The organism is Paraburkholderia diazotrophica (assembly GCF_900108945.1).
Classification (GTDB): domain Bacteria; phylum Pseudomonadota; class Gammaproteobacteria; order Burkholderiales; family Burkholderiaceae; genus Paraburkholderia; species Paraburkholderia diazotrophica.
The window spans coordinates 36,258-57,829 of sequence record NZ_FNYE01000047.1 but is presented as its reverse complement, the minus strand read 5'-3'; the positions used below and the strand labels follow the sequence as shown (position 1 = coordinate 57,829).

Genomic DNA, 21,572 nt, shown 5'->3' with positions numbered 1-21,572 from the left:
CGCCGTGAGATCGCCAGCGCCGCATGGGAAGCGAAACTCGCGCCGACCGATATCAGCTTCGTGCGAGCGCTCCATACGATCCAGCACGAAATGATGTGGGCCGCCCTCACGCCGGCCTACGCAAAATTGCCTGCATGCCTTCAGCGTCTGCGGGACCGGCTCAAGTCTCTTCCCAATGAAAAGCGACCCGGCCGCGCATGCGACCGGGTCGTCAAATCCCGCCCCAAACGTTACACCGTTCGATACCTTAACAAGGACATTAACTGAACGGCATTACGGCGCGTGGCCGGGTTGTGGAGAAAGGGAATGTTTCAGATGCGTGGGCATTGAAAAACATTGTGATCATCGAAACAGAAAAAGCACATGTCCCCGTACTCTCCGTCCGACTCCCACTGGATAAAGCCGTCCCGCCATGCCTGCGCAAGGCTCGGCTCGTCGGCGAAAAATGTCGGAGTCGGCAGATCACTTAGCGCGGAGGACTCTGCGTCGCGATAGCCCAACGCCTGCGCGTCGGCCAGTGCGAGCCGGAGCAGACCGGTGGTCGGGTCAGTCAGGCTTGCGATTCTTGCGAGCGCAAAAGCTACGCGGACGTCAAGGTAGGCGGATGCCATAACGGATTCTCCAATGCCGGGAACCCGCCCCGTCCGGGAATGGGTCCCGAAGGGTTGATCAGATAAAGGCCGGTCAAAGCCGGCGAGTCGATGCGTCACAGACGCGGGTAATAGCGCAAAGATACCGCCGCGCCGAGAGGCAACGGCGTGCAAAGCTCGCGCAAACGCCACGCCTTCCGCATAAACGAAAAAACCCGGCACGAAGCCGGGTTTGGAGAAAGAGCGGGCTCAGCGCCATGACGGCGCTGACACCACCTATTGAGGCAAAACTGCCTCCGGAACAGCCAGCGGACGCGACAGCAGCGTCGTCACCGCGCCCGACAGCGTCCACTCGCCGAACTGCTGCTCGTGGCTCGCATGCACCAAGCGGTCAAGACATAACACCTCGACACCGTCTGCTTCGACCGTGCCAAGGACGTTGGCCTGCAGCGCGCGGTTTGAACCCTCGCGCTTCACGGTAACGACGCCTTCCCCGACCAGCACGGACACCTTTGCTTCTTTCATGCTGCCTCCTTCAACAGTTTGCGCATGTCGCCGCTCTTCTGATCGGCGATCAATGCAAGATCATCGACAAAGCGATCCAGCAGAGAATCCATGTGCAGGAACGTTTCGTCTTCAAGTTCGGGCGTTGCCCAGTCCAGTCCAGCCTGTGTTGCATCGCGTTTGTGCGCGACCATCTGGTCCTGATACTCGTCGATGCTCCCCGGCAGGTGGAAGTACAACACCTTCAAGGTCCCCTTGCGGTTCCAGCGCAGTGCGCGCCGCATCGCCTGATACTCGATGCGCCACGTCCACGACCGGTCATAGAAGAGGATGTAATCGGCGTTCGGCAGGTTGTAGCCCGCACGCCCCGAGGCCTTCGTTGCCAGAAGTCCGGTCGCCAACCCCGTCAGGAACCGCTTGTCCTTGTCGGACACGCGGCGCTTGATCGGTATCTCGCCATGGAACGGCACCGACTGCACACCGTGCGATTCGAGCTCCCGTGCAAGGAGATCGAGTACGCCGGGGTTCTCCGCAAACACGATCGCCTGCTTCCCTTCAGCGGCAATTTCCCGCATGCGTGAGATCACCGCGCGCTGCTTGCTCGTCAGGCCACCAATCTGATCGACGCCATCCATCCCGTACTGCGGAAAATTGGCGGCGAAATGCACTGCGCGAATGCGCGCGAGAATGGTGATGAGGTTGCATGCCTTACGATCATCGCGTGACGAGCGATACCAGTCGGCGAACTCGTCGGCCGCTCGCAGGTAAGTCGCCAGGTGGCCACTGTCCCAGTCCACGGTCTCAACTTCGAACTCCGGCGGCTCGATCTGGATGTACTTCGCGACTTCCGGCTCTGCAACCAGCCGCCGCTTGATATGCGGCGCAAGCATCGCGCGGTAACCGCGCAGGTTTCCGATCTTTGGCACTTCGCGTTTCGCCCCTTCCTGCAGGCTCTCGGCGAACTGCCACGTGACCCATTCCAGCACAACAAAGTCATCGCGGAACCGGTCGACACCGCGCATTGCATACTCGACGGTGTTGATCCAGTTCTCCTCCAGATAACCGAGACGGTAGCCGTAAGGCTGGGCCGCCGTCCCGTCTCCGCCCGAAAAGGCGAGCAGCCCGAAGGCGTCACGCGGATAATTCGGAATCGGAGAACCTGTCAGCACGTATCGACGTCGCGCCGAAAGCTGCCAGAGCGCCCTGCTTTGATCGCTTGTCGGATTGGCCAACCGCTCGCCTTCGTCCGCGACCAGCAGACCGATGCGGCGCCGAAGTCGGTGGGCATACGTCACACGCTTTGACAGCGCCTTGTCGACCGGCATGCGCAAGCGCTCGTACGAGATCAGGTTGATACGTCGCAGATCATTGAGATCCGCAGCGCAACTGATGACCTTCACGTCGCCGGCGTCGATCGGCAATAGCGCGATCTCCTTCATCATTTCGTCGATCAGGCGGGACTCAACAACGATGAGACCGTGCCTGACGCCCGAGACGAGAATGAGCGCGAGCGCAAGACGGGACTTGCCGCAACCCTGCTCCCATGCAATCACGCAACCCGATGGCTTCATGAGCGTCTCGACCAGATCCTCGGTCTGAAACTCCCAGGTGAGCCATTGATCGACGCCTGAAGCGCTCACTCTTGCCCGAAGCGCTGCGGCCTGCTGCGGATACTTTGCCGCAAGCCCCTCATGCACCACTTCCCAGCCCTCAGCGACGTTATCGACCGCAAACCGCGCGTTCAACTCGTCGACTGACAGATGATAGGTAGCGCCTTTGACCTCGTAGCGGTATCGGCCATCGTCTTCCCGTGTGAAGCAGACGTCCTCGCCCGCCATGACAAGCGGACCGGCCCAGCGCGTCGCATCGACCTTGTGAGTCTCGCGAGCCTTGCCGGTGACAACATCCGAAGATCCGGCGCCTGTGGTCCACGCAACATGCCTGAGCGGCATCGCCTGGCGCCGACTGCGTCTCGCACGACGCTCGAGGTGTTCGAGGAAGCCTGGCGCGAACCGCGGCTCACCACCAACGCTACGGATGCGATCGAGCAGCCTGTCCAGCGCCGCACGCGGATCAGCCTGCATCAGATACGTTTCCAGATCGAGCAGACCCTGACCCGCATAGCGGAAGCCTCGCGGCAACCGGTGGCCGTCGCGCGAATAGATGCGCTCAACGAAAACCCGGTTAAGCACCATTGCCTCGTTGAAACCACACGCGAAGCCGAAACGGATGAGTCGGCCGTCATGCGAGATGACGACAGACTTGTCGCCCGTTACAGGCCGAGTGATGGCCGGTACGCTGTCATCGAGCTTCTGGAAGCACAAGCGCGGTTCGCCAAAGCTTCGATCCTCGTAATGCAAACCGAGGTCGGGCCCCGGCAGCGCGAGGTTTTCGACTTTCGTTCGAACGAAGTCTGAAGGCCTTGAGCGGTAGCGGTCGAACACCACAACAGCCGTCCGTACATTCGCGCCTTCCGACCTGAACGCATCGGGCGGCAACTCGAACAGACCCGCTGCGCGGCGTCGCGCCGAGTCACCCAACCCGCCGGTCATTACAGCTTCCGCCGTCGTGATTGGCAGCAACGCAACAACGATGTGCGCCGCGTTCAGCGCCTGATGCACCGAATACTCATGACTCAGTGCGCTGGTGTTGGCCCCGTATCTGCCCCACGTGGTGCAGGGAAAAGGCTTCAGATGCGGCGACTCCAGATGAACTGAAAACGGCGGATTGATGATCGCGATGTCGAAGTTCGTGGGCTGGATGTCCTCCATGCCTGCGTGCCTGAATTCGCAGTCGAACCCTGCGTCCTCAAACACCTTCTGACATTGCGTGATCACCTCCGCATGGACGTCGACGCCATACACCGCATATCGTTCCGGGTCAGCGTACTGAAAAAGCCGACCAGAGCCGACCGAGTTATCGAGCAGACGGATGCGACGGTTGAGACGCCAGCCACTGATGAAACTCCACATGAAGGCGGCGATCGCGTCCGGCGTGAAAAACTGGCCGAGGTGCTGCCGTCGCGCCGCGGCCAGTTCGCCTTGGTGAGCGACCGGTGCAGCCTGTGAGCCGAGACTGATGAGCGAGCGCAAAGGCTCGTACCAGTCGGGCTCGAAAGAAAACAGATCTCTCTGCATGATTGCATCCATAAAAAGAAAAAGGCCCGCGTAAAAGCGAGCCGAAGAGAGAACGCCGACGTACTGCGCGGCGGGACGAAAACTACAACTGATAGAACCTGCGAACAGCTCGCCGGCGTGCGGCGAACGGCTGGCCGCCCGTCACGTGCAACGGAGCCTGCAGCACAAGGTGACGCAACGCCGCGGCGCGAAACATCGGTGAATAGCAGTCACGCGCGCGCACGATGGTGATGAGATGTTCGGAAGGCACGCCGTACGTCCGGGCGACATAGCGTGAGAACAGATAGATGCGTTGACGAGACATGTCGCCCCCGATCAGTAACGGTCACGGGAGGCGAGGTACTCAGCGCCAAACTCGCTGATGAACAGCGACAGCGCGTCGCCCACCTGATGTGAGAACTTGAACAGCCATTTCTCGCTGTACATCACGATGTCAAGGCCATTGAGACAGACCTTTTCGCGAGTCTCGAACTGGTAGTCCACCAGTCGCCCGTGGGCCAACTCCGACGCAAGTACGTCGAAGCCAGCATGTCCCGCGAAAGCAGCCAGACCGCGCGTTATGTTCACGACGGTCTGCTGTGAGTGGTAGGTCGGCTTCCGGGCGCTTGACCGATGGCACGGCTCGCTCCAGATGCGCCCCTCAAGCACGATTGCGCTCGACGTCCGCTTGATCTCGGAGTTCGGACGAATGTTGAACCCGTCAATGATCAGCTTCGCGGCCTGGATCAAAGCGATACGCTTTCCAGCGTCGCCGCTGTACGTGCGTTCGAGATGGGCCCAGAAAGCATCGAAGTCAGGACACTTCCCTGCTTCGAGCGCCCCGCTAATATCGACGGAAGCCTTCTGGAGTTCCTTGCTGTCGTCGATCTCCAGCCGTCCTCCGGGCGGCGAAAAGCGTCGCACCGCCTCTCTGACGAGTACATGCGACAGTCGATTGCAGAAGTCGCTCAGTTCGCGATCCGTTTTGTATTCGGACCGCGTCTCCGCGGCGCGGTAGCAGTACTGACCGTCGCCCGGGAAAAGCGCGGTTTCTGCTGCCCTTACGTCAAGATAGGCAGCGGCCGCCTTCGTTTGTGCGTCCTTGAACTGCTGAACAAGTGCTGTGTACATGGTGTTTCCCTCGATGAAATTGACGGGACACACCACGCCAGAGCGGGATGGTTCCCGTCTGGTTGAATGAGCGGCCTAAGAGCGGCCGTCAGGTGAATTTGCGCATATGCGCAGTCAGTCGATGCGCGTATGCGCGGGTGATGGGTAAACAATACGACGCGCGAAGCTGTCGGCACGGTCGAATGACGGCAATTTCGCCTCGCCTCTTTCCGCGGCCCGCCCAGAGTTATCCCCACTTTCGGGGGACAAACTTGTGGATAACTGCGACTCTGGGCTAGACCGAGGCCCATACCTCTGACGCTGCGGAGCAACCGCCATGAGATGACAGGTCCGCCGCCCATTAACGCGTTACGGACCAATCCCGAGAATGGTGGCGGTTTTGCTATCTCTTTCCGGCCACGCACTTACATGACGCTTTCGAACTATCGCCACTGAAAAGGGGAATGCTCCAGTTTTTCCGCTCTCTTTGTGCGCCCATGAGAAAGGTGTTCGCTCGAAAATAGGGAGCAGCGCTTCCCTTGCGGCCAACAACATCGGTCAACATGAAATTTAGTCAACGCGCCACGCTGTCCATCCTCGCCATCGCCGTGCTCACGTCGACGGTCACGATCGGCCTTGCTGGAATCCAGTTGCAACCACAACGCGCAGCCGTCGGTGTCGTGATCGACACCGCAATCGTCTCGGAACTGACGGGTGTCTCGGATGCGATCAAAGACTTGCCGCCTGACCTTCGCTCCGGCGTTCTGGCACGTCACGGAGTGCACTCTGAAGATGCGCTGAGCCAATCACTAAGCGCGCAGCGCGCCAATCTTGCGATCGCCGAGCGGGAGCGCGCTCAAGAGATCGCGGCGCACGACCGGCGCGCAGCGTGGCTGATAGCCCTAGCCCTGTTCAACGCGTTTGCTACAGCGATCGGTGCAATTTCACTCCTCGATGCTTATCGGCTAAAGCACAAGCCCCCGCGGCCCTGAGCGCAATGCAACAGGCTACCGAACAACTATTGCCCGCTACGGGCTACTGCATTGAGACACGCGCGATCGCGCTGTCTAACGGTTATTTCCCCGGTTTTTTGCTGGAACGCACTTTCATCGGCAAGCACGTCGTTGACGGCCTGACCTTCCTCGAGTTTCAGAATGCAACAGGCGCGCGCCACGTCATCGACGCCTCGACCATCGAGCGCATCATCCCGCTCGGGAGGATGGCCAGGCTCGGCGACGCGCTCCGTACCGCAAAGGTCCAAGCTTGATCACGATCGTCTTTGAATTCCTCGATACAACGCGTGAGCAAGGCGCCAGCAGCGCCGCCGCATTAGGACTTCCGGACTGCTGGATGGACGCCCTGATTGGCGACGGCTATATCGAACAGCGGGACTACATCGCTCCCGGCATACTGCGACGCATCGTTGCACGCTTCCCAACACAACACCACCTCGACCAGTTTGCCATTAGCGTTCGCCAGGTGAGCAAGCTACTCGGGACGTATGCGTTTCGCGCGAGCAACGGCATTTCGATAGCAGACTTCCTACGGAACTGACCGATGACAAACGTCCGCTTCGATGGCCTGGTGACGTCCCTCGAAGACGTGCAGGACAATCCCGCGCGTTTCGCGACACGGCTCGAACGGGCGAAGCGCTCGCCCGGCTATGCCGAGTGTCTCTGCCAGAGCGCCGGCGGCGGCAAGCCACTACGACTCGTCGTTCGCCGCTATGGCGCACTCTTCCATCTCGCGCGCTGGCCCGACGAAGGGATGCATCACAATCGGGACCTCTGCTCTTTCTTCGCCGATACCACCGACGCTGGCTCGTCTTCCGTCACAGGGCAGGAAGCTATACGGAACACGGCAGCGGGCCTCGATGCGCGGCTGGACGTCTCTCTAACTGTGCGCACCGTCGAGAAGGCACGCCGCGAAAACTCAGAGAACGCCACTCTGCGCGCCGAGTCACGCCGGTCCGCCCCCCTTCTTGGATTTCTGCGACGCGTATGGCAGGACGCTCGCCTTAACCATTGGTCTGCAGAAGCGCAGCGCAACTGGGGCACGTGCAGCGCGCGGATCCTTGCTGTGCTCGGCGATGGGAAGATGAACGGGAAGCAGATTCAGGATGTCGTTCACGTCATGCGGCGTTACGAAGAGAGTGAGCTCCCGATAATCAAGGCCGAGTTCGACGCCTTCCTCGGCCGCATTCACACGACGCCCACAACCTCGGATCGCGGAGTGATCATCGCGGAGATCAAGGCGATCGACCCATCGAAATACGGTTTCGTCATTCGTCTGCGCCAGACGTTTGAAACGTTCTACGCATCGAAGACGTTGATCGAGAACGCGGCCCGGTCTTTCCGGCATGCGTGGCCGATGATCGGCAAGCCGGAAGCACGCATCGTCGCTGTGCTCGTCGTTGAACGCACGAAGGACGGCAATCTGCGGGCGATCGATCTCGCGCTGCAGCTTTGCAGCCGCTCGTTCATCGCCTGCGACTCGAGCTACGAGGTCGAGATGGCGAATCGTCTCGTCGGAGAACGCCGGCGGTTCGACAAACCACTACGCCGCGACCAGTCGGACGACATGCTGCCAGACTTTCGCCTGACTGACACGGCGCGCCCAACCGCCATCGAGGTCTACGGCATGGAATCAAACGATGCCTACCGTGCGCGCAAGTCGGAGAAGCAGGCGCTGTACGCTTCACGCAATGAGCCATGTGTTGAATGGATACCGCCGTCGCCGCTCTCCTCGGTCGCGCTGCCGTCGCCGACTTGACTTGCTGGCAATGTCGATAGGGTGAGCAGACATAGCTCAAAACAGGACCGTCACAGTGGAATCCAACTCTTTCTTTCTTCAACGCGCAGTTGCGCGTGGTGCAGACTGGCACGTCAGTTACCCGGCACTCTGCATGGCAAGCTCGACGGACCCCGTCGACGAACGGCGCAAACAGATCGTCGTCGCGGCCGCGGACGACAATGGCGTGCGGATGGCCTTCTTCAGCTCACTCGGCGCCATTCTCGACTTTCAGGCGTCCTGGGTAGAAATGGATGCGGCCACGCGCGGCTGGTTGAACTTCACGACGCGCTGGAATCGCTGGTGGTTACCGGATGTGGCGGCACTTGGCAGCATCGAGCGCCACGCCAACGCGCCAACCGACGTGCGGTTCGCTGCGAGCAACGGGCGCGTCGCTCCTCTCGAAACGGACGGGTTCCGTCGTTACCTCGACATCATCGAGCAGCATTACCGCCGCGACGAAACGATCTCCCGCATCCTTTTTCCACCCGACGCCGCTTCCGCGGTACAGTCGCGGCCCACCGCCCCATAAACCACTACCTTTGCCAACCGGACGTGCATGAGCAGTGTCATACCGTTCGCGCGCCTGCGCGTCACCACCGACGAACGCACTCACCGGCCCGGTGAGTGCGATCATCACAACATCCGCCTGGACCCTCGCGGCGGAATCGTCACCTGCCGGGATTGCTCGGCCGCGCTCACGCCGTTTTGGGCGCTCACTATGCTCGCCGACCAGTACGCCGTCGCTCTGGCTCACATAGAGCGGCTGGAAAGACGGCTCGCTGGTGCAGACGCGCGCATTCTCGACCTGTCGGCCGAGCTCGACAGCAATCACGCGAAAGAGCCATTAAAACCAGCTCCAACCTTCCCTTGACTGCGAGAGCCTTCATGGTCGAATGGTGTATCAGCTATCCCAAGGACGACACCACCATGAAGCGCAATTTCCCCTGCGGCCACTCGGGCAAAGGCAAGTACTGCCATACCTGCGCCGCCACCTCCAAAGCCAAAGAAGCCGAGATGCTCGCAAGGCAGCATAAGCGTCTCGCCAAGGCAGAACTATCCGCCGCCGATCCGATCGACCTGTCGTGCGTTGCGCATCTTCCATCGATTCAGAAAGAGGCTCGAATGGTCCTGGCGAAGGTGCGGGACGGCACCCACCCCTGTGCGCTGAAGGGGAAACAGATCCGGTCCTCAAATGGCCAGGTCCTCTCTGTGCCCGTTGGATATGCCTACCGCCTGATGTTCGACTGCGAATCGTTGCGCCCGATACGTCTGCTATCTCACGAGGCATACAACCGGGCCGCTGACGCCCTGCGATTGTGATCTGGCCGCAATTGGTGCTTTTTCCTGTCGTTTTGTGCAGTGACGCCCGTCGGCGAATATTACAATCCAATACAAATACACTGACCTGCGGAAGGCGCCATGACTGATGAACTATTCCCCTGCGCACACTGCGGCGGCAACTGGGCGTTCGGCTGGTCCCAACGAGTGATTGGGGACCGCATTAGGCCTTCCACGGATTTCCTGCAAATCAACTCCAGCACCGCCCCCGTGATGAACGATATGGAGGCGCGATCGCTATCGGAGCCGCCAACCGAGAAGCTCTGCTGCATCTTGTGTGAAGACTGTGGAATGCAGACGCCGTGGATCCCCTTCACCGACAACAAGCACGCCGCGCTCGATGAAGCCGGAAAAATCTGGAACACGAGATTGAATCGACCAGCCGCTACGGAAGGCGACCTGCTTGATCTTGTCCGCAAGGAGATCTCGCCGGTCGACGCGCCGTACGTTCTTGATCTGCTCGCGCGGACAGCGGAGGACTGGGAGAAGCGCGGCCCGGTCTTTTCAATGCTCGCTCAGAAGATCGTCGACGGGAAAATCACAACGCGCGACTTCTGGCCGGTCGACCCGGTGCTGGAGGATGCCGCGCGTTACCGCACGCTGCAGCAGATGGCGCGCTTCGTCTACATCGATGGTGTGGCGTCCGTGCAGTTTCCGCGCATTCCGGCGACCGGCGATGACGAGGAGTGCTCGTTCGAGACACGCGTCTCGGCGGCCGTCGACGATCTCCCGGATCGCAACCGCTGGTGACTTGACTTCATGAGAGCGGCGTCATACTGGAATCAACTCTCGCCGCACCGGTGAGCGAACGACCTTCCGGAAAAAATATGTCACCTGTCGATTACATCCGCGCCGCGTACCGCCACCGTGAGAAGCTGATGCCTCAACTGCTTACGCTTCTCGCGATCAGCGTAATCATTACCTACCATGCGCTGACCAGCCCGCTTCTGAAGTGGCTTTTCTAGCGGCAACTCTCCTCCTGAGCTTCACGTACACGTAAAACGCGTTAAATTTCGCGCGTTAGTAAACCTTTGATTTTCCAAGGTTTGCAAGTGTGACGTTTATAGACCACCCCAATAAACGTCACACTTACGTGTACGTCCTTCTACATCTGCGGGGAGGTAGCCCACCGAAAGTATCGGCGTCGCGAGCACTTGCCGGCCTGCCAGTGAGATCGCCGCTCGCCCTTTAACGCTCGAGGAGCCGGTAGAGCGCCTGTCGTGAAACTCCTAAAGCTGCGGCCGCCCGAGACTTTATACCGCCGGCCTGAGCGAGCGCTTCCACTGCCATTTCCCGCGTGATCGAGCGTTTCTTTCGCGCATCCCTCGCCGCATGCGTTGACAGATAAGCGTTCGCCTTAGTCGCGCGGCTGTGTCCAGCTGCCTGAACAATGCGCTGCATCGCAGCCTTGTGCGCCTCACGGTCTACCCGTTCCGTGGGTTGCTTGATCGGAGCCTGGACGCCAGTGATCCGCTCGTACATTTGCTGTAGGTACTGATGGCGGAGACCGTGGCTCGTTACGCCTATACCCGCCTGCGTGACGCCGTGCTTTTTGAGCACGTGATAGTAGTGTTCACGCCATTGTTTTTTCGTGTATCCATGCGGGATTGTTGACCCGGTATAAGGGTTTGCAAGCGTCGCCGCTTCCTCTAGCACGGTGAGTTTGATTTCTATCGGCACGATGCGCTCCCGGCCGCCTTTCGTGCCGCGGGTGACATTGAGCAAACTATCGTCACGCACAGCTTCCTCGGGCCGAAGAAGGAAGCTCTCTTCAACGCGCAGACCAAACGCCGCCTGGAGTTTCAGTTGCACCGCCACGTTCGGGTGAGTGACGGCGATCTCGTTGATCTTGGCTTCAGCGTCGATTCCATTTCCTTCCCACGATTTGTCTTGCAGCGCGACGTACGAGCGCACGAGGTTGTGCTGCTCGCGGTCGACATAATCGGCCAGCGTGCCGATCAGATTCGGCTTCTTCATCCACTCGCAGAGCGCCCGCAGATAGGTCAGCTTGTTCTCGATTGTCCCCCCGGTCTGTTTCGCATCGACCCAGAACTTGACGAGAAACTCGACATGCTTGTGCTTCAATGAGTACGGGGATTGCAGCGCGAAGCCATTCCGGCGCAACTCTTCAAACGACTTGCAAATCGCCAATGTCCGGCGCTCCTGCGTTTTTATCGAAAGCGGCTTCGCGCTGATTCTCGTCCGGCTATGGACGCGATTCACGTTATCCAGAAGCAGCTGTTCCAATGCAGCCTTGAAGTCGGCAGCCAACCAGTAGTCGCGCAGCACCGCGCGCACGTTCAATATCGCTGACACCCTGATGTCCCCATGCATATAGCGCCGTGCAGCCATCGTTGCACAGCTACCTGTCCGCAAGCCGCGGCGCCGGATACCGTTTTCGACCTGACCGCTTCTCACGGTCGTCGTCGTTCGCACTGCGGGCGGGACGCCGGGAGCCTATCCCCTGCATCAACCTGACCGCGCTGCGCGTTGCGTTCCCCGCCGGGTACTGCCTTCCTTTCCTTTAGCGATTCCATTCGATCAGCCCCGCACGTGGAAGAGACGTGCATCGACCGTCCATCTGCTGCCTGCTGCGAGACGCCGCGCTCGCGCGCGATGCCTGCCTGCGATACCTGCTTACCCTGCCATCACCGCACCGGATCTGCCTTTGCAGAGTCCATCGTCGTTGATCGGGGCCGCTGTCTCACAGGTCGGGCCGCAGCGCTCTTTCGTTCCGCGATCCCGACTCCGCCGACTGCTCTGGCTACCGTGCCGGCCTATGACACGCTTCGCGTGCCCGTGTGCGTCTGTCTATCGACTCGCACGACTCTGGCCAAATGCCCGGCAATACTTTTTGCGCGCTTCTTTCTCCGGCTGCGCCCGCCGTTCGTCTTCCGTACAGGGATGTGTTCGCTTTGACCGCGACTACATACCCCCACCCCCAAGTCCGTTCAATCTGCCGCTTTGTGTCGGGCTTCATGTAACGGTCCCAGCTCCGTGTGCTGAAAGGGTGTGTCCATGCGTGTCTGAGTCGTCGCGCGCAGTGTCGGTAGTGTCCGACTGTCCGCTTTACACGTCGCCTCATCGCGCAAATCTGGGCAAAACCGCCCGCTAACCCAATGGATATCGCGTGTCCGGGGTCCTCAGTGTGGACCATGGTGCACTTGATTTGATTCAGAAAAAGGCCGCGTCAGAATGCGGCCTGTGACAGGAGGGGTTTTCGCCAGGCAAAGCGATCCCTTCAATGGTGAAACTCGGAGGTCGATGCGCTGATCGCGCGGTGGGTAACAAAGAGAATAGCTGCGCTCGCCGCTCCCGGAATTGCTAAAGCTCCCTAAATGTTGCGAGCTTTAGCTTCCTTGACTTTGATCCTCAGCCGATAGAGTTGGAACGTCACTCGCGGTTTTTGGGGCCAACGTTGGCCCCAACTCGGCCCCAAGGGCAGAAGACGTCATTGCGGCAGCGACCCTTCGGCCCGTACTTGGCCCCTGCTGGGGCCGAACGCGCAGTGAACATTGATAAACAACTCTGGAGAGAGCCCAATGAAGGTATCGGTATTTGCAGTCGACGTCGGTTACGGCAATACGAAAAGCGCATTCCGTATGGGGTCGGACATTGCCACCCAAATGTTTCCCTCGGTGACGCCGATTGCGGTGAGCGAGGCAGTTTCGAGCTATGGACAAGGCGTGCTGCACGCGCGCAAGGTATTGCCGATTGAAGTGGACGGCGCGACATACGAGATTGGCCCAGGCGTTGAACTGTCCTCCGCATACGGCAATGCAGGTCGAACGCTATCGGAAGACTTCTGCCTCACGTCGAACTATGCGGCGCTACTCGGGGGATCTCTCCAATTCGCGGGCGTCACCGAGGTCGACCGCATGGTGCTGGGGCTACCTGTTCACACCATCAACAAATATTCGGCGCATCTGCGCGATGCGTTCACCGGGACGCTCAACTTTGGCCATGGCGATATCCGTGTCCACTCCGTAAAGGTAGTGCCGCAACCCCTAGGGTCGCTCGTATCGTTTTCCGAGTACGGCGGTAGCCGCTTCGATCGCGAAAACGCCCATCTGGTGATCGATGTGGGCTACTTCACGACTGACTGGGTGGTCGCTCACGGCTTCACGATGAATGACCGCCGCAGCGGCGGCGCTCCGGGCGGTGCGTCACAGGTCTACAAGAGCATTGCGTCGTTGATCGCAAAGAGCGAGAAGGAACCGGTCGATGATATCGAACGTATCGACAAATGCCTGCGCGAGAAAAAGCCGCTCCTGTTCTACGGGAAAGATGTTGACCTTATCCCCTATCTGGAACAGTCGCAGGCCATCATCAATGCAACGGTCAAGGAAATGCAAAACCGTGTCGGCCGGACAGCGGATTTGCGCTCGATCGTCCTCACCGGTGGTGGCGCAGCTCTGTACGAAGCCTCGATACGCGCCGCGTTTCCGCGCGTCCAACTCGACGTGCTCGACGCTCCCTGCTATGCCAACGCAAAGGGCTTCCTGATCGTTGGTGAGGCAACGCTTGCTCGCGAACGCAAACCGGTGGGAGTCGCTGCATGATTGGAAAGGCCGTGGTCAAAGTCACGCTCAATGAAGCGACGGACCCTGATCTTTTCGCCTTCATCAAACAGTTCGACAACGAGCGCATGCGCGCGGGCGCACTCAGGGCGCTCGCGCGAGCGGCGCTCAACGGGGGCGAGGCCGCGAAACGTGTTGCATCCGGCGTTTCCGTGGAGCCGGTCATGCGCATGACTGAACCGGCGACGCCCCAGCCGAAAACAGAAGTAGCAGATATGGTTGAGAGCGATCCCACACCGATCTTCTCTATCGATGCTGCCCCGGCCACGGCGCCAGAACCGCTCGAGTCGCGCGCTGCCGAGCCGGCGATCACCGGCACACGGCGTTTTAACACGGACGCTATCGCCGACCAGTTCGCCGACTTCTAGTCGCGGCCGATGTCCTTGACTTCGCGCCACATTTGCGAAGATAGGTCATCGGCCCGCAATAGAGGGCTTCACTAACGGAGTAGAAACGATGGATCTCCTGCACGTACTCACTAACGCGGACTGGACTCGGGCCGCGCGCTTTTGGCTCCTCGTCGCAGTCGGTGTTGCCCTGTGGGAATCGGCGTATCACCTTCGCAGCGCGGTGCTTTTGTGGCTTCGAAAGGATCGCGACCATGCTTGAGAGATTCTGGGCTCTCGATCCGCTCGCACGGCGCGCGGTTATCGCCGTCGGCCTTTCGGGATTGATGTTTATCGACCTTCTCTTTCCGACCTGCGATGTCACGGTATGGGTCTTTTTCACCTGCGGCACCGCCTTTCTTTGGGCGATCGGAATTCTTCGCCCATTCCTTATCATGATGTACTACCTTCTGCGGACGGTTATCCGAGTCAAGACGCGGCCGTGGTGGTGGTGATAGAAGGACGAGCGTCCGTACAGGCCAAAAAAAACCCGGCCATCGGCCGGGTTTGTCTTTATCGGGTTGAGTCAATGCAACAAGGCAATAGCGTGAGCTCGACCCTGATGGCGAACGCAATAGGTCCACGCGTCATCCAGATCCAGGCCGACCTTTTCAGGTTTCGTATTCACTGCTTGACGCCGGTCGATCACATCGTAGGCCTGCGCCTGCGACTTGCCGACCCGCACCGAACCGTTTTCAACACCCGAGTAGCGACAATCTCAAACCGGCCAACAATCATCTTGAACATGCTTCTCTCCATGAGAAAGGCCCAGACGGATTGCGGCCCCGGCGGGGACGAATCCCCACTGGGCGGTTAAGAACAACTACTGAGCGGACAAAGCCGCTGTCAATCAGATGTGCAGCGCCTCGCGCGTGCTGCCGAGCCGCACAGGGACGGCTGGACCGCGAGGCTTGTTACATGACGTCATCCATTCGTCCGCGAAGTCAGTCCCGCGAACCTTCGGGCGGTGAACGATGGCGGTATAGCCGTCGGCGCGAAGCCGTTTCGCAAGCGCCAGCGCATCAGCCATCCCAGGAGACTTTCGCGTCTTCGGATCAACCGCATCAAAATCCGCGAAGATGTGCACTACGCGAATTCCATAGCCTTCAGGAACAACGAAGTCGGAAAGCAGCACACGGTTGAGGCAGTACCACACCGGCACGCCGAAAAGCATGTGCGCGCCGAGCACCGATTCCAGCCCTTCTCCCACGCCGATCTCGCCGTTGACCGGATCCATCAGCCGGACTGCGCCGCCGTTGAGTTTGTGCAGCGTCACGTCATTCATCTTTGAAGGCAGGACTTCGCCATCGTTAGTGATGATCGTTGCCTTCGCAGGCTTAGACCGATCAAGGAACGTCCGGTGAAGTGTGCCGAGGCGTCCATCAGGCAACGTGAATCTGGCGAGAATGCCGGGCCATTTTCCAATGACCTTTTTTTCGTGCCGACATTCGAGCATTGCCAGACGCAGCGCCGGCGACGACGGAAGGTCGAGACCGGGCACTCGCGCACGTAGATACCTCGACACGAGATCGTCGTGCCCGTGCACCACGGCGCTGTTCCACATCGACTCCAGCCGCTTTCGGGCCCATGCCGGATCGGCCTTTCGACCGGGCGAAGGCGCAGTACCAGAAAATCGCGGCGTATCGCGCGCCGTCAGCGGACCGCCCTCGAGCTCAAGCATCAACTCTCGAAAAGTGATCCCCGCTGCCTTGCAGATTAGCTCGAAGCCGTCGCCGGCCTTCATGCTTCCTTCATTGCACTTGCGGCACACCCAGTCGCCGCGGCCGCGCTTGTTGTCATATGTGAAGCGGTCGTTACCGCCGCAGATCGGACAAGGCGCGCCTTTTCCGGTCAATGAGGTTGCGGGCACTCCGTACTTCTGGAGCAACGCTACCCACTGTTCCGGGGACAGCTTCAGGTCCTTAACATTCATATGTCACTCCAGTAGTGGTGTGGTTGAGGTCGATGCCTTTACAGGCGGTGAAACCGTTGCTCAGAAAAGCCGTCCGTTACGCGTACGTCACGCGGAACGGCTTTTCTCAGCAAGGACGGGCGCTGCCGGTTGGAGTTACTGAAGAATGCGAGGAAGAAAAACCCACACTTCGCGCCCGGCCATCCGTGAGGGATGGTCAAGGCAGCGAAGGTGAGCAGATACAGGAACAAAGGTGAGAGAGTTCGGGATCACAAGTGCTGGATGTTCACCACGACTTCTTTTTGATAGACCACAGCCACTTGTCCCACAGGACCTGAGCGCCCGTTCCGTCAAGAATGGGCTCCCCGCGCGAATTGACTGCGGGCACTTTCGTCTTGCCAAGTCGCCGGACTTCGACGCGATCACCAATGCGGCAGTGCGTCTCGGCGATTGCGTCACGCAGGCCTTCGCCCTGCAACAGGCGGGTCTGTCCACGGTTCTCCAGCGTCAGGCAGAACGACTCGTAGGTCTTGCCGGGACGCTTTCCATCGGGGAACTCGCGCTCGCCCCACTCCGTTACGACGCCGTAGTGCGAACGCTCCGTGCGATGCGGCCCCGACGCTTTCGTGGACGACGCCAACGCTGGCGCCGCATTCTCGATCACGACCGGCCTGGTAGCTGGCTTGACTTGCACAGGTGCACGAGGACGCTCTGCCTCTGCGGCCTCACGCTCCCGGGCGACCGGCGATGCCGCTGCCTTGATCGCCGCAGCGATCGCGTCCCTCAGCGGGCCGGGATGTTCGTCAACGACGGCCCAGTGAGGTTCGAGTGACGGTACGAGCTTCATGCCGACAGGCGTGTCGCGCAACTGGTAATCGAAGGCCGGGCGAAACTGAACGACTACATCGCCTTCGTCGCGGAACAGCCGCACCTCGCCTGCGATAACGACCTGACGCTCATTGCGGCCCCCTTGCCCTACCACTACCGGTGCGGGCGCTGCCGCCTCTGATACTGGCTCCCGAAGGCCAAAGAGTCCGCTCAGGACTTTGCCGAATGTCGTTGCTGTCATCTCCGGCTCTCCTACAGCAAGGAGCCGAAGCAGCTACGACGAACCTCTTCCATGTCCCGCCTGAGCAGCGGATTTTCCATGATGATGTCCTGCAGCGTATCGGCAGGGTAACCACTGATCTCACATACGTAACGGTACGGCAGGGCGCCGTCCCAGAATTCCATCACCCAGCCAAGGGTTGCGCGATAGTCCTCCAAGTCGATCTTTTTACAGTTTCGAATTCTCTCGCTGATCAGCGCACAGCAGTCCACCAATGACTCGGGCATGTTGTCGCCCCGACGGCTGTCCCTCGCAAGGCTTACCAGTGCATCGACCATCTTCTCGCGCACCGCTTCGCTCCAAAACTGTGGATCGGGCAACGGATCGGGCTTGAGGGGCGATCTAACAATGACCGGCAATTCGCCGCCGAACATGTCGAGCTGCCATGCCGCGATTTCTGTTTCCATGGGATTTCTCCGAGAAGCGGGAAACCCATGCCCCGCAACGGGAAGGGTTCCCGTTGGGGTGAATTGCAAAGACGCCCTGGAGGGGCGTCCGTGCTGTTGAGGCGACTCGACTATTCGTCGGTGCCGGTCTTAAGAGGAACAACGACAGGCGATTTCGCGTACTGTCGTTTGATAGGTGTTACAGCCGCCGTCGGGACCGCTTCGGCCTGAGGCTTGGCAGTCGCCGGCGTTGCCGGTGTTGTATCGCTCGTCTCGTTCTCGTCTTTCAACGCGTCGCGAATCGCTGATCTGATCCATTTAATCGCGAGGAAGCCGACAAAGAGTGCAGCGAAAAATGAATGTGCCGCGAGCCAAAGCGCAAAGCACACAGCGAGAAACGATATGGGCGAACGAGTCGCCTTCATCAAGAACTGCTTCGGCATTTTTCTCTCCAGAAAAATTAACGCACTAGGGGATGTCCAGGCTGGAAGGCACTGGACCGTTTCGATGCTCTTGTGAGCAGGGAAATCGGGCGCGCGGAGAGACGCTTTCCTCACGGCTCGGTTAAGACGTGACAAAAGCAGCTATCGGCGGAAGCGAACAGGGGATAGAGCGCGGCCGCATTACGTCACAGGGCCAACAGACTCGAGTCGATGCGTCCAAGACGCGGGGATAAGAGTGACTTTACGCATCGCCAGTCGACCCGGCGGCGGAAAAGCTTCAGAAAACAGGTGTGCTTTCGGCTTTGAAATACGAATCTGGCGTCTTTCGCTTCCTTGACTTCGAAATAGCCATGTCAAGCTGATCTCATCATCAACGCATGGGGCAGCAATGTTTCTTGAGATTCTTCTGGGAGTAGCCGCGTGGCAATTCATCGCTCGAAAAAAACGTCCGTCGTTTGGCGACCTGTTCCGGCGAAAACCCGCGGACCGCAGCTCGGCGCTCGGAGAAGCAGGCGAAGCGAAAGCGCAGGCCGCGTTGCGTAACAGCCTGACCGCTCTCTGCGGCGCTGACTACCATCTTTTCAACGGGCCGATCATTATTGAGCACGCGCCTGGCGCGGACTTCCCCACCGCCGAGATTGATCACCTCGCCGTTACCCCGTTCGGCATCTTCGTGTTCGAGACCAAGAATTGGTCGGGCTATATCAGCCCTGCCGAGGTTCCCGGCTTCCTGACGAGGACAGATCGCGACGGCAAGGCAGAGGACCGCCGATCGCCGCTGGAGCAGAACCGGACGAAGGTTGCCTTTTTCCGCAGCCGCCTTCCCTCGCTATGGCTCGTCGCCGGTGCAGGTTTGCTCGTCTCTGACGATGCACATCTCAGCCCCGCGCTCCATTCCGACCTTTTGTCCCTCAGCGACTTGCCGCACTGGCTGCGCGCGCGACGCGACAGCTACGCTGGGATGCAATCCGTCGACGTGCAGAAGGCTGCCGAGGGAATCGCGATTTTGATCGAAACGTCCCCTGCTGCAATGGACGCCCACCGCGCTCGGGTTGCGAGCTAACAATTACCGCTTGTTCGGCAATAGAGTAATCGTTTTACAAATATCACTAAATGTTTCCGAAATGTGACCGATATTTATGTCTTCGGTTCCTGAAAACAGGGAGAGCCTGACCCGCACTCCGGCAAAAGACGGTATGAAAACGCCGCCTTTTACAGTTTGAGCGCGAATCCAACGCGTTACTCTCTCTTACAAATTGCATCAACGGGTGGTCTATGCGCGCAGCAAACGACGACGAGTTCAAGGCCATTTATGCACTGCTCGAGGCCCGTGACGCGGATCGCTTGTCACGCCCTACGAAAGCAGAAGAACTGGTGCGTCTTGGCGAAAACCTCCAGCAAATGATGAAGAAGTCCATTGAGCTCCAGGTTAGCCGGCTTGGTGATACACCGGGCAATAGACGAGCTGCCGTCTCTTTCTGTTACCGGTTTTTTCGGGAAGCGATGGGCATTTCGACGGCGAGCGCCAGAGCATATATCCGCTGCTATGAAAAGTTCGGCGACAACTTTGCGGCGACACGGATTCTGACGTATGGAGAGCTAAACGCCCTCGCCGGAAAGAATGTCAGTGCGGACCATATCAACGCAATTGTTCGTGCAAAGGAGGAAAACCCCGACATGACGCGCGAAGAATTGATGGTCCTCTTCCGGTCCCTCACAAAGAGTGACCGCGAGGACGGATGTGACGAGCCGTAACAGCGGCAAGGCCCCGGCAACCGGCTCGGGAAAACAACAGTCCGAGCGATAGCGTCAATAAGTGAGGTAGCGAAGCCACGCTTTGATTTTGGGGCGAAAGCTCTTTTCAACGACGACAACGAGGGTGGTCGTCCTTTCAACTTCTGGAGAGAAGAATGCAAAATGGCAAGACTTCCAGAACTGACCTGAGGCTTTCGAGCCGGGCTCCAGTTCACAGGATGGTTCCGACAAACACGTACCAGGACGATGACACGGCCTCAGCCGCGGATCTGGTCTCGTTCGATCCGATGACTGAGTTTGTCTTCAGTGTGCAAGACCCGAACGCGGTGACGCGCGACAGGATCGCGGCGGCCGCGCGCGAGATCTTTGGCACGGCGGAAGGCAGCGACTTCATCGCGAAGCTCGTTGAGCACATGCTGTCGGTTGCAGAGTCACGCGCGAAGATCGTTCAGGAACTGATCATCCTCGGCGGCAACCTTCAGCAAATGGTCAACATGGCCATCACTCATCACACCGGTAAGGTCGGTGACACACTCACTGCGCGCCGGAAGGCAGCGCAACTCTGCTTTGACTTCTTCAAGGCGGTGCTGGGTATCACACAGCCCAGCGCTCGTGGCTACATTCGCTGCCACCAACGATTTGCGGACGATGCTGAAGCGATCCGTATCTTCAGCTATGGGGAACTGAACCTGCTAGCCGCCAAAGACGTTACGGACGAGCAGATCGACGCCATCAAGCTCAAGAAACGGGAAGCCGAAGAGCTTAAGGACCCCAGCAAGAAGATGACACGGGATGACGTCGAAAGGCTGCTGCGAGAGTTGCAGCTCAAGGACGAGCAAGTCGAAGACGCCAACCGCGAACTGGAGAACATCCACGAAATACTTGAGGACCACAAGACGCAACTTGAGGTCACTGAGCGCGAGAGCCAGCACCTCAGGGAGCAGCTTGCCACTTACGAGCGTCATCTTGCCGAAAAAGAAAGCAGCATCGCCAACCTTCGCACCGCACTGACCGAGCGCACTTCCGGCTATCCGGCGATGGAGCAGGAACTGGCTGCCAAAAACAAAAAGCTCGAGGAGCTTTCGCAGCAACTTGTTGCTGCCCAGAATGCGCCAGCGAAAGTGGAAAAGGTCGAAGTTCCCGTTGAAACGCTTCCCGCAGGCTATCAAACAACCAAGCAAGCGGTGATGGCAGCGCTCGAGGAACTCGAAGAGGCAAAGAGCAGGACGCAGGCTCTCAAAGATGAACAAGTCAACATCGAGGCGGAACTCAGGCGTCAGCAAGCGGAACTGATTGCCAACAAGGCAGTGCACACTTCTCTTGAAGCGCTGACCGCCGCCTGGGAGGACGTCAGCGGCAAGATGAGCTCGTTCCAACTGGCTGTGCTGGCATCCACGGATCCGAAGTTGTACGACCCCGCGCTCGAGGCCCTGGCTGCGCAACTGCGCAAGTATGTCGCCGAAATCGAAGCGGCATTGCAACGGTAACAGACCGATGCGATAACGAATGGCGCCTTGGACCGCGCGCCGGATCAACACGAAGAAGAATGAA

The 21,572-nt window shown here is 59.4% G+C and carries 25 protein-coding genes and 1 pseudogene; 16 read left to right on the top strand and 10 right to left on the bottom strand.

Annotated elements, in window-relative coordinates:
* A pseudogene (locus BMW76_RS35010) lies at positions 1-267 on the top strand (IS4 family transposase); the annotation flags it as partial.
* Positions 268-311: 44 nt separating this feature from the next.
* On the opposite strand, the gene BMW76_RS35005 reads toward BMW76_RS35010, so the two are convergent.
* The 3 genes from BMW76_RS35005 to BMW76_RS34995 all read right to left on the bottom strand — a co-directional run bounded on the left by BMW76_RS35005 (position 312) and on the right by BMW76_RS34995 (position 3,289).
* Entirely contained in the window at positions 312-611 is a 300-nt protein-coding gene (locus BMW76_RS35005; RefSeq protein ID WP_090873405.1) for a hypothetical protein, read from the bottom strand.
* A gap of 255 nt (positions 612-866) precedes the next feature.
* A complete protein-coding gene (locus BMW76_RS35000) occupies positions 867-1,115 on the bottom strand; it encodes a hypothetical protein (RefSeq protein WP_090873404.1) in 249 nt (82 codons plus the stop codon).
* Positions 1,112-3,289 (bottom strand): SNF2-related protein, encoded by a 2,178-nt coding sequence (locus tag BMW76_RS34995; protein WP_245763518.1) that lies wholly within the window; start codon positions 3,287-3,289, stop codon positions 1,112-1,114. Before BMW76_RS34995 ends, BMW76_RS35000 begins: the two co-directional genes overlap by 4 nt.
* 648 nt (positions 3,290-3,937) lie before the next feature.
* On the opposite strand from BMW76_RS34995, the gene BMW76_RS42240 reads away from it, so the two are divergent.
* A complete protein-coding gene (locus BMW76_RS42240) occupies positions 3,938-4,162 on the top strand; it encodes a hypothetical protein (protein ID WP_245763519.1) in 225 nt (74 codons plus the stop codon).
* Between the two features lie 151 nt (positions 4,163-4,313).
* Here the strand turns inward: BMW76_RS42240 and BMW76_RS34990 are convergent, their stop codons facing one another.
* Together BMW76_RS34990 and BMW76_RS34985 are read right to left on the bottom strand one after the other, a co-directional pair.
* Positions 4,314-4,535 (bottom strand): hypothetical protein, encoded by a 222-nt coding sequence (locus BMW76_RS34990; protein WP_090873403.1) that lies wholly within the window; start codon positions 4,533-4,535, stop codon positions 4,314-4,316.
* A gap of 11 nt (positions 4,536-4,546) precedes the next feature.
* On the bottom strand, positions 4,547-5,341 hold the full coding sequence (locus tag BMW76_RS34985; protein ID WP_090873402.1) for a hypothetical protein: 795 nt from the start codon (positions 5,339-5,341) through the stop codon (positions 4,547-4,549).
* Positions 5,342-5,883: 542 nt separating this feature from the next.
* Here BMW76_RS34985 and BMW76_RS34980 point away from each other — a divergent pair.
* From BMW76_RS34980 to BMW76_RS34945, 8 genes are all read left to right on the top strand, one after another.
* Positions 5,884-6,312: a hypothetical protein gene (locus BMW76_RS34980; protein ID WP_090873401.1), complete on the top strand. Its 429-nt coding sequence runs from the start codon at positions 5,884-5,886 to the stop codon at positions 6,310-6,312.
* 5 nt (positions 6,313-6,317) lie between these two features.
* Complete coding sequence (locus BMW76_RS34975) at positions 6,318-6,587, top strand: hypothetical protein (RefSeq protein ID WP_090873400.1); 270 nt, start codon at positions 6,318-6,320, stop codon at positions 6,585-6,587.
* Positions 6,584-6,874: a hypothetical protein gene (locus BMW76_RS34970; RefSeq protein WP_090873399.1), complete on the top strand. Its 291-nt coding sequence runs from the start codon at positions 6,584-6,586 to the stop codon at positions 6,872-6,874. Before BMW76_RS34975 ends, BMW76_RS34970 begins: the two co-directional genes overlap by 4 nt.
* 3 nt (positions 6,875-6,877) lie before the next feature.
* Positions 6,878-8,092, top strand: a complete 1,215-nt coding sequence (locus BMW76_RS34965; RefSeq protein ID WP_090873398.1) for a DUF1173 family protein — start codon at positions 6,878-6,880, stop codon at positions 8,090-8,092.
* Positions 8,093-8,225: 133 nt separating this feature from the next.
* A complete protein-coding gene (locus BMW76_RS34960; RefSeq protein ID WP_090873397.1) occupies positions 8,226-8,642 on the top strand; it encodes a hypothetical protein in 417 nt (138 codons plus the stop codon).
* A 27-nt stretch (positions 8,643-8,669) separates the two neighbouring features.
* Entirely contained in the window at positions 8,670-8,984 is a 315-nt protein-coding gene (locus BMW76_RS34955; protein ID WP_245763517.1) for a hypothetical protein, read from the top strand.
* A gap of 14 nt (positions 8,985-8,998) precedes the next feature.
* Positions 8,999-9,433, top strand: coding sequence for a DUF7682 family zinc-binding protein (locus BMW76_RS34950; protein ID WP_245763516.1), 435 nt, complete (start codon positions 8,999-9,001; stop codon positions 9,431-9,433).
* A 99-nt stretch (positions 9,434-9,532) separates the two neighbouring features.
* On the top strand, positions 9,533-10,201 hold the full coding sequence (locus BMW76_RS34945; protein WP_090873396.1) for a Lar family restriction alleviation protein: 669 nt from the start codon (positions 9,533-9,535) through the stop codon (positions 10,199-10,201).
* 438 nt (positions 10,202-10,639) lie between these two features.
* Here the strand turns inward: BMW76_RS34945 and BMW76_RS34940 are convergent, their stop codons facing one another.
* Positions 10,640-11,767, bottom strand: coding sequence for an integrase domain-containing protein (locus BMW76_RS34940; protein WP_090873406.1), 1,128 nt, complete (start codon positions 11,765-11,767; stop codon positions 10,640-10,642).
* A 1,226-nt stretch (positions 11,768-12,993) separates the two neighbouring features.
* Between BMW76_RS34940 and BMW76_RS34935 the strand changes: the two genes are divergently transcribed.
* The 3 genes from BMW76_RS34935 (at position 12,994) to BMW76_RS34925 (ending at position 14,872) form a co-directional block, all read left to right on the top strand.
* Positions 12,994-14,013 (top strand): PRTRC system protein D, encoded by a 1,020-nt coding sequence (locus BMW76_RS34935; protein ID WP_090873395.1) that lies wholly within the window; start codon positions 12,994-12,996, stop codon positions 14,011-14,013.
* Entirely contained in the window at positions 14,010-14,399 is a 390-nt protein-coding gene (locus BMW76_RS34930; RefSeq protein ID WP_090873394.1) for a hypothetical protein, read from the top strand. The genes BMW76_RS34935 and BMW76_RS34930 overlap by 4 nt, the downstream gene beginning before the upstream one ends.
* A gap of 233 nt (positions 14,400-14,632) precedes the next feature.
* The gene (locus BMW76_RS34925) at positions 14,633-14,872 is read left to right on the top strand and encodes a hypothetical protein (protein WP_090873393.1); all 240 of its coding nucleotides are present in this window, start codon (positions 14,633-14,635) and stop codon (positions 14,870-14,872) included.
* A 395-nt stretch (positions 14,873-15,267) separates the two neighbouring features.
* On the opposite strand, the gene BMW76_RS34915 is transcribed toward BMW76_RS34925, so the two are convergent.
* The 4 genes from BMW76_RS34915 to BMW76_RS34900 all read right to left on the bottom strand — a co-directional run bounded on the left by BMW76_RS34915 (position 15,268) and on the right by BMW76_RS34900 (position 18,266).
* Entirely contained in the window at positions 15,268-16,350 is a 1,083-nt protein-coding gene (locus BMW76_RS34915) for a primase-helicase zinc-binding domain-containing protein (RefSeq protein ID WP_090873392.1), read from the bottom strand.
* A 265-nt stretch (positions 16,351-16,615) separates the two neighbouring features.
* Positions 16,616-17,398 carry a hypothetical protein gene (locus tag BMW76_RS34910; RefSeq protein WP_090873391.1) on the bottom strand — a complete coding sequence of 261 codons (783 nt, stop codon included), beginning with the start codon at positions 17,396-17,398 and terminating at the stop codon, positions 16,616-16,618.
* Between the two features lie 11 nt (positions 17,399-17,409).
* Entirely contained in the window at positions 17,410-17,844 is a 435-nt protein-coding gene (locus BMW76_RS34905; RefSeq protein ID WP_090873390.1) for a hypothetical protein, read from the bottom strand.
* Positions 17,845-17,954: 110 nt separating this feature from the next.
* Positions 17,955-18,266: a hypothetical protein gene (locus BMW76_RS34900; protein WP_090873389.1), complete on the bottom strand. Its 312-nt coding sequence runs from the start codon at positions 18,264-18,266 to the stop codon at positions 17,955-17,957.
* Positions 18,267-18,654: 388 nt separating this feature from the next.
* On the opposite strand from BMW76_RS34900, the gene BMW76_RS34895 reads away from it, so the two are divergent.
* From BMW76_RS34895 to BMW76_RS34885, 3 genes are all read left to right on the top strand, one after another.
* The gene (locus tag BMW76_RS34895) at positions 18,655-19,329 is read left to right on the top strand and encodes a nuclease-related domain-containing protein (protein ID WP_090873388.1); all 675 of its coding nucleotides are present in this window, start codon (positions 18,655-18,657) and stop codon (positions 19,327-19,329) included.
* A gap of 212 nt (positions 19,330-19,541) precedes the next feature.
* A complete protein-coding gene (locus BMW76_RS34890; RefSeq protein ID WP_090873387.1) occupies positions 19,542-20,021 on the top strand; it encodes a hypothetical protein in 480 nt (159 codons plus the stop codon).
* Positions 20,022-20,176: 155 nt separating this feature from the next.
* Entirely contained in the window at positions 20,177-21,508 is a 1,332-nt protein-coding gene (locus tag BMW76_RS34885; protein ID WP_090873386.1) for a coiled-coil domain-containing protein, read from the top strand.
* Positions 21,509-21,572: the final 64 nt, after the last annotated feature.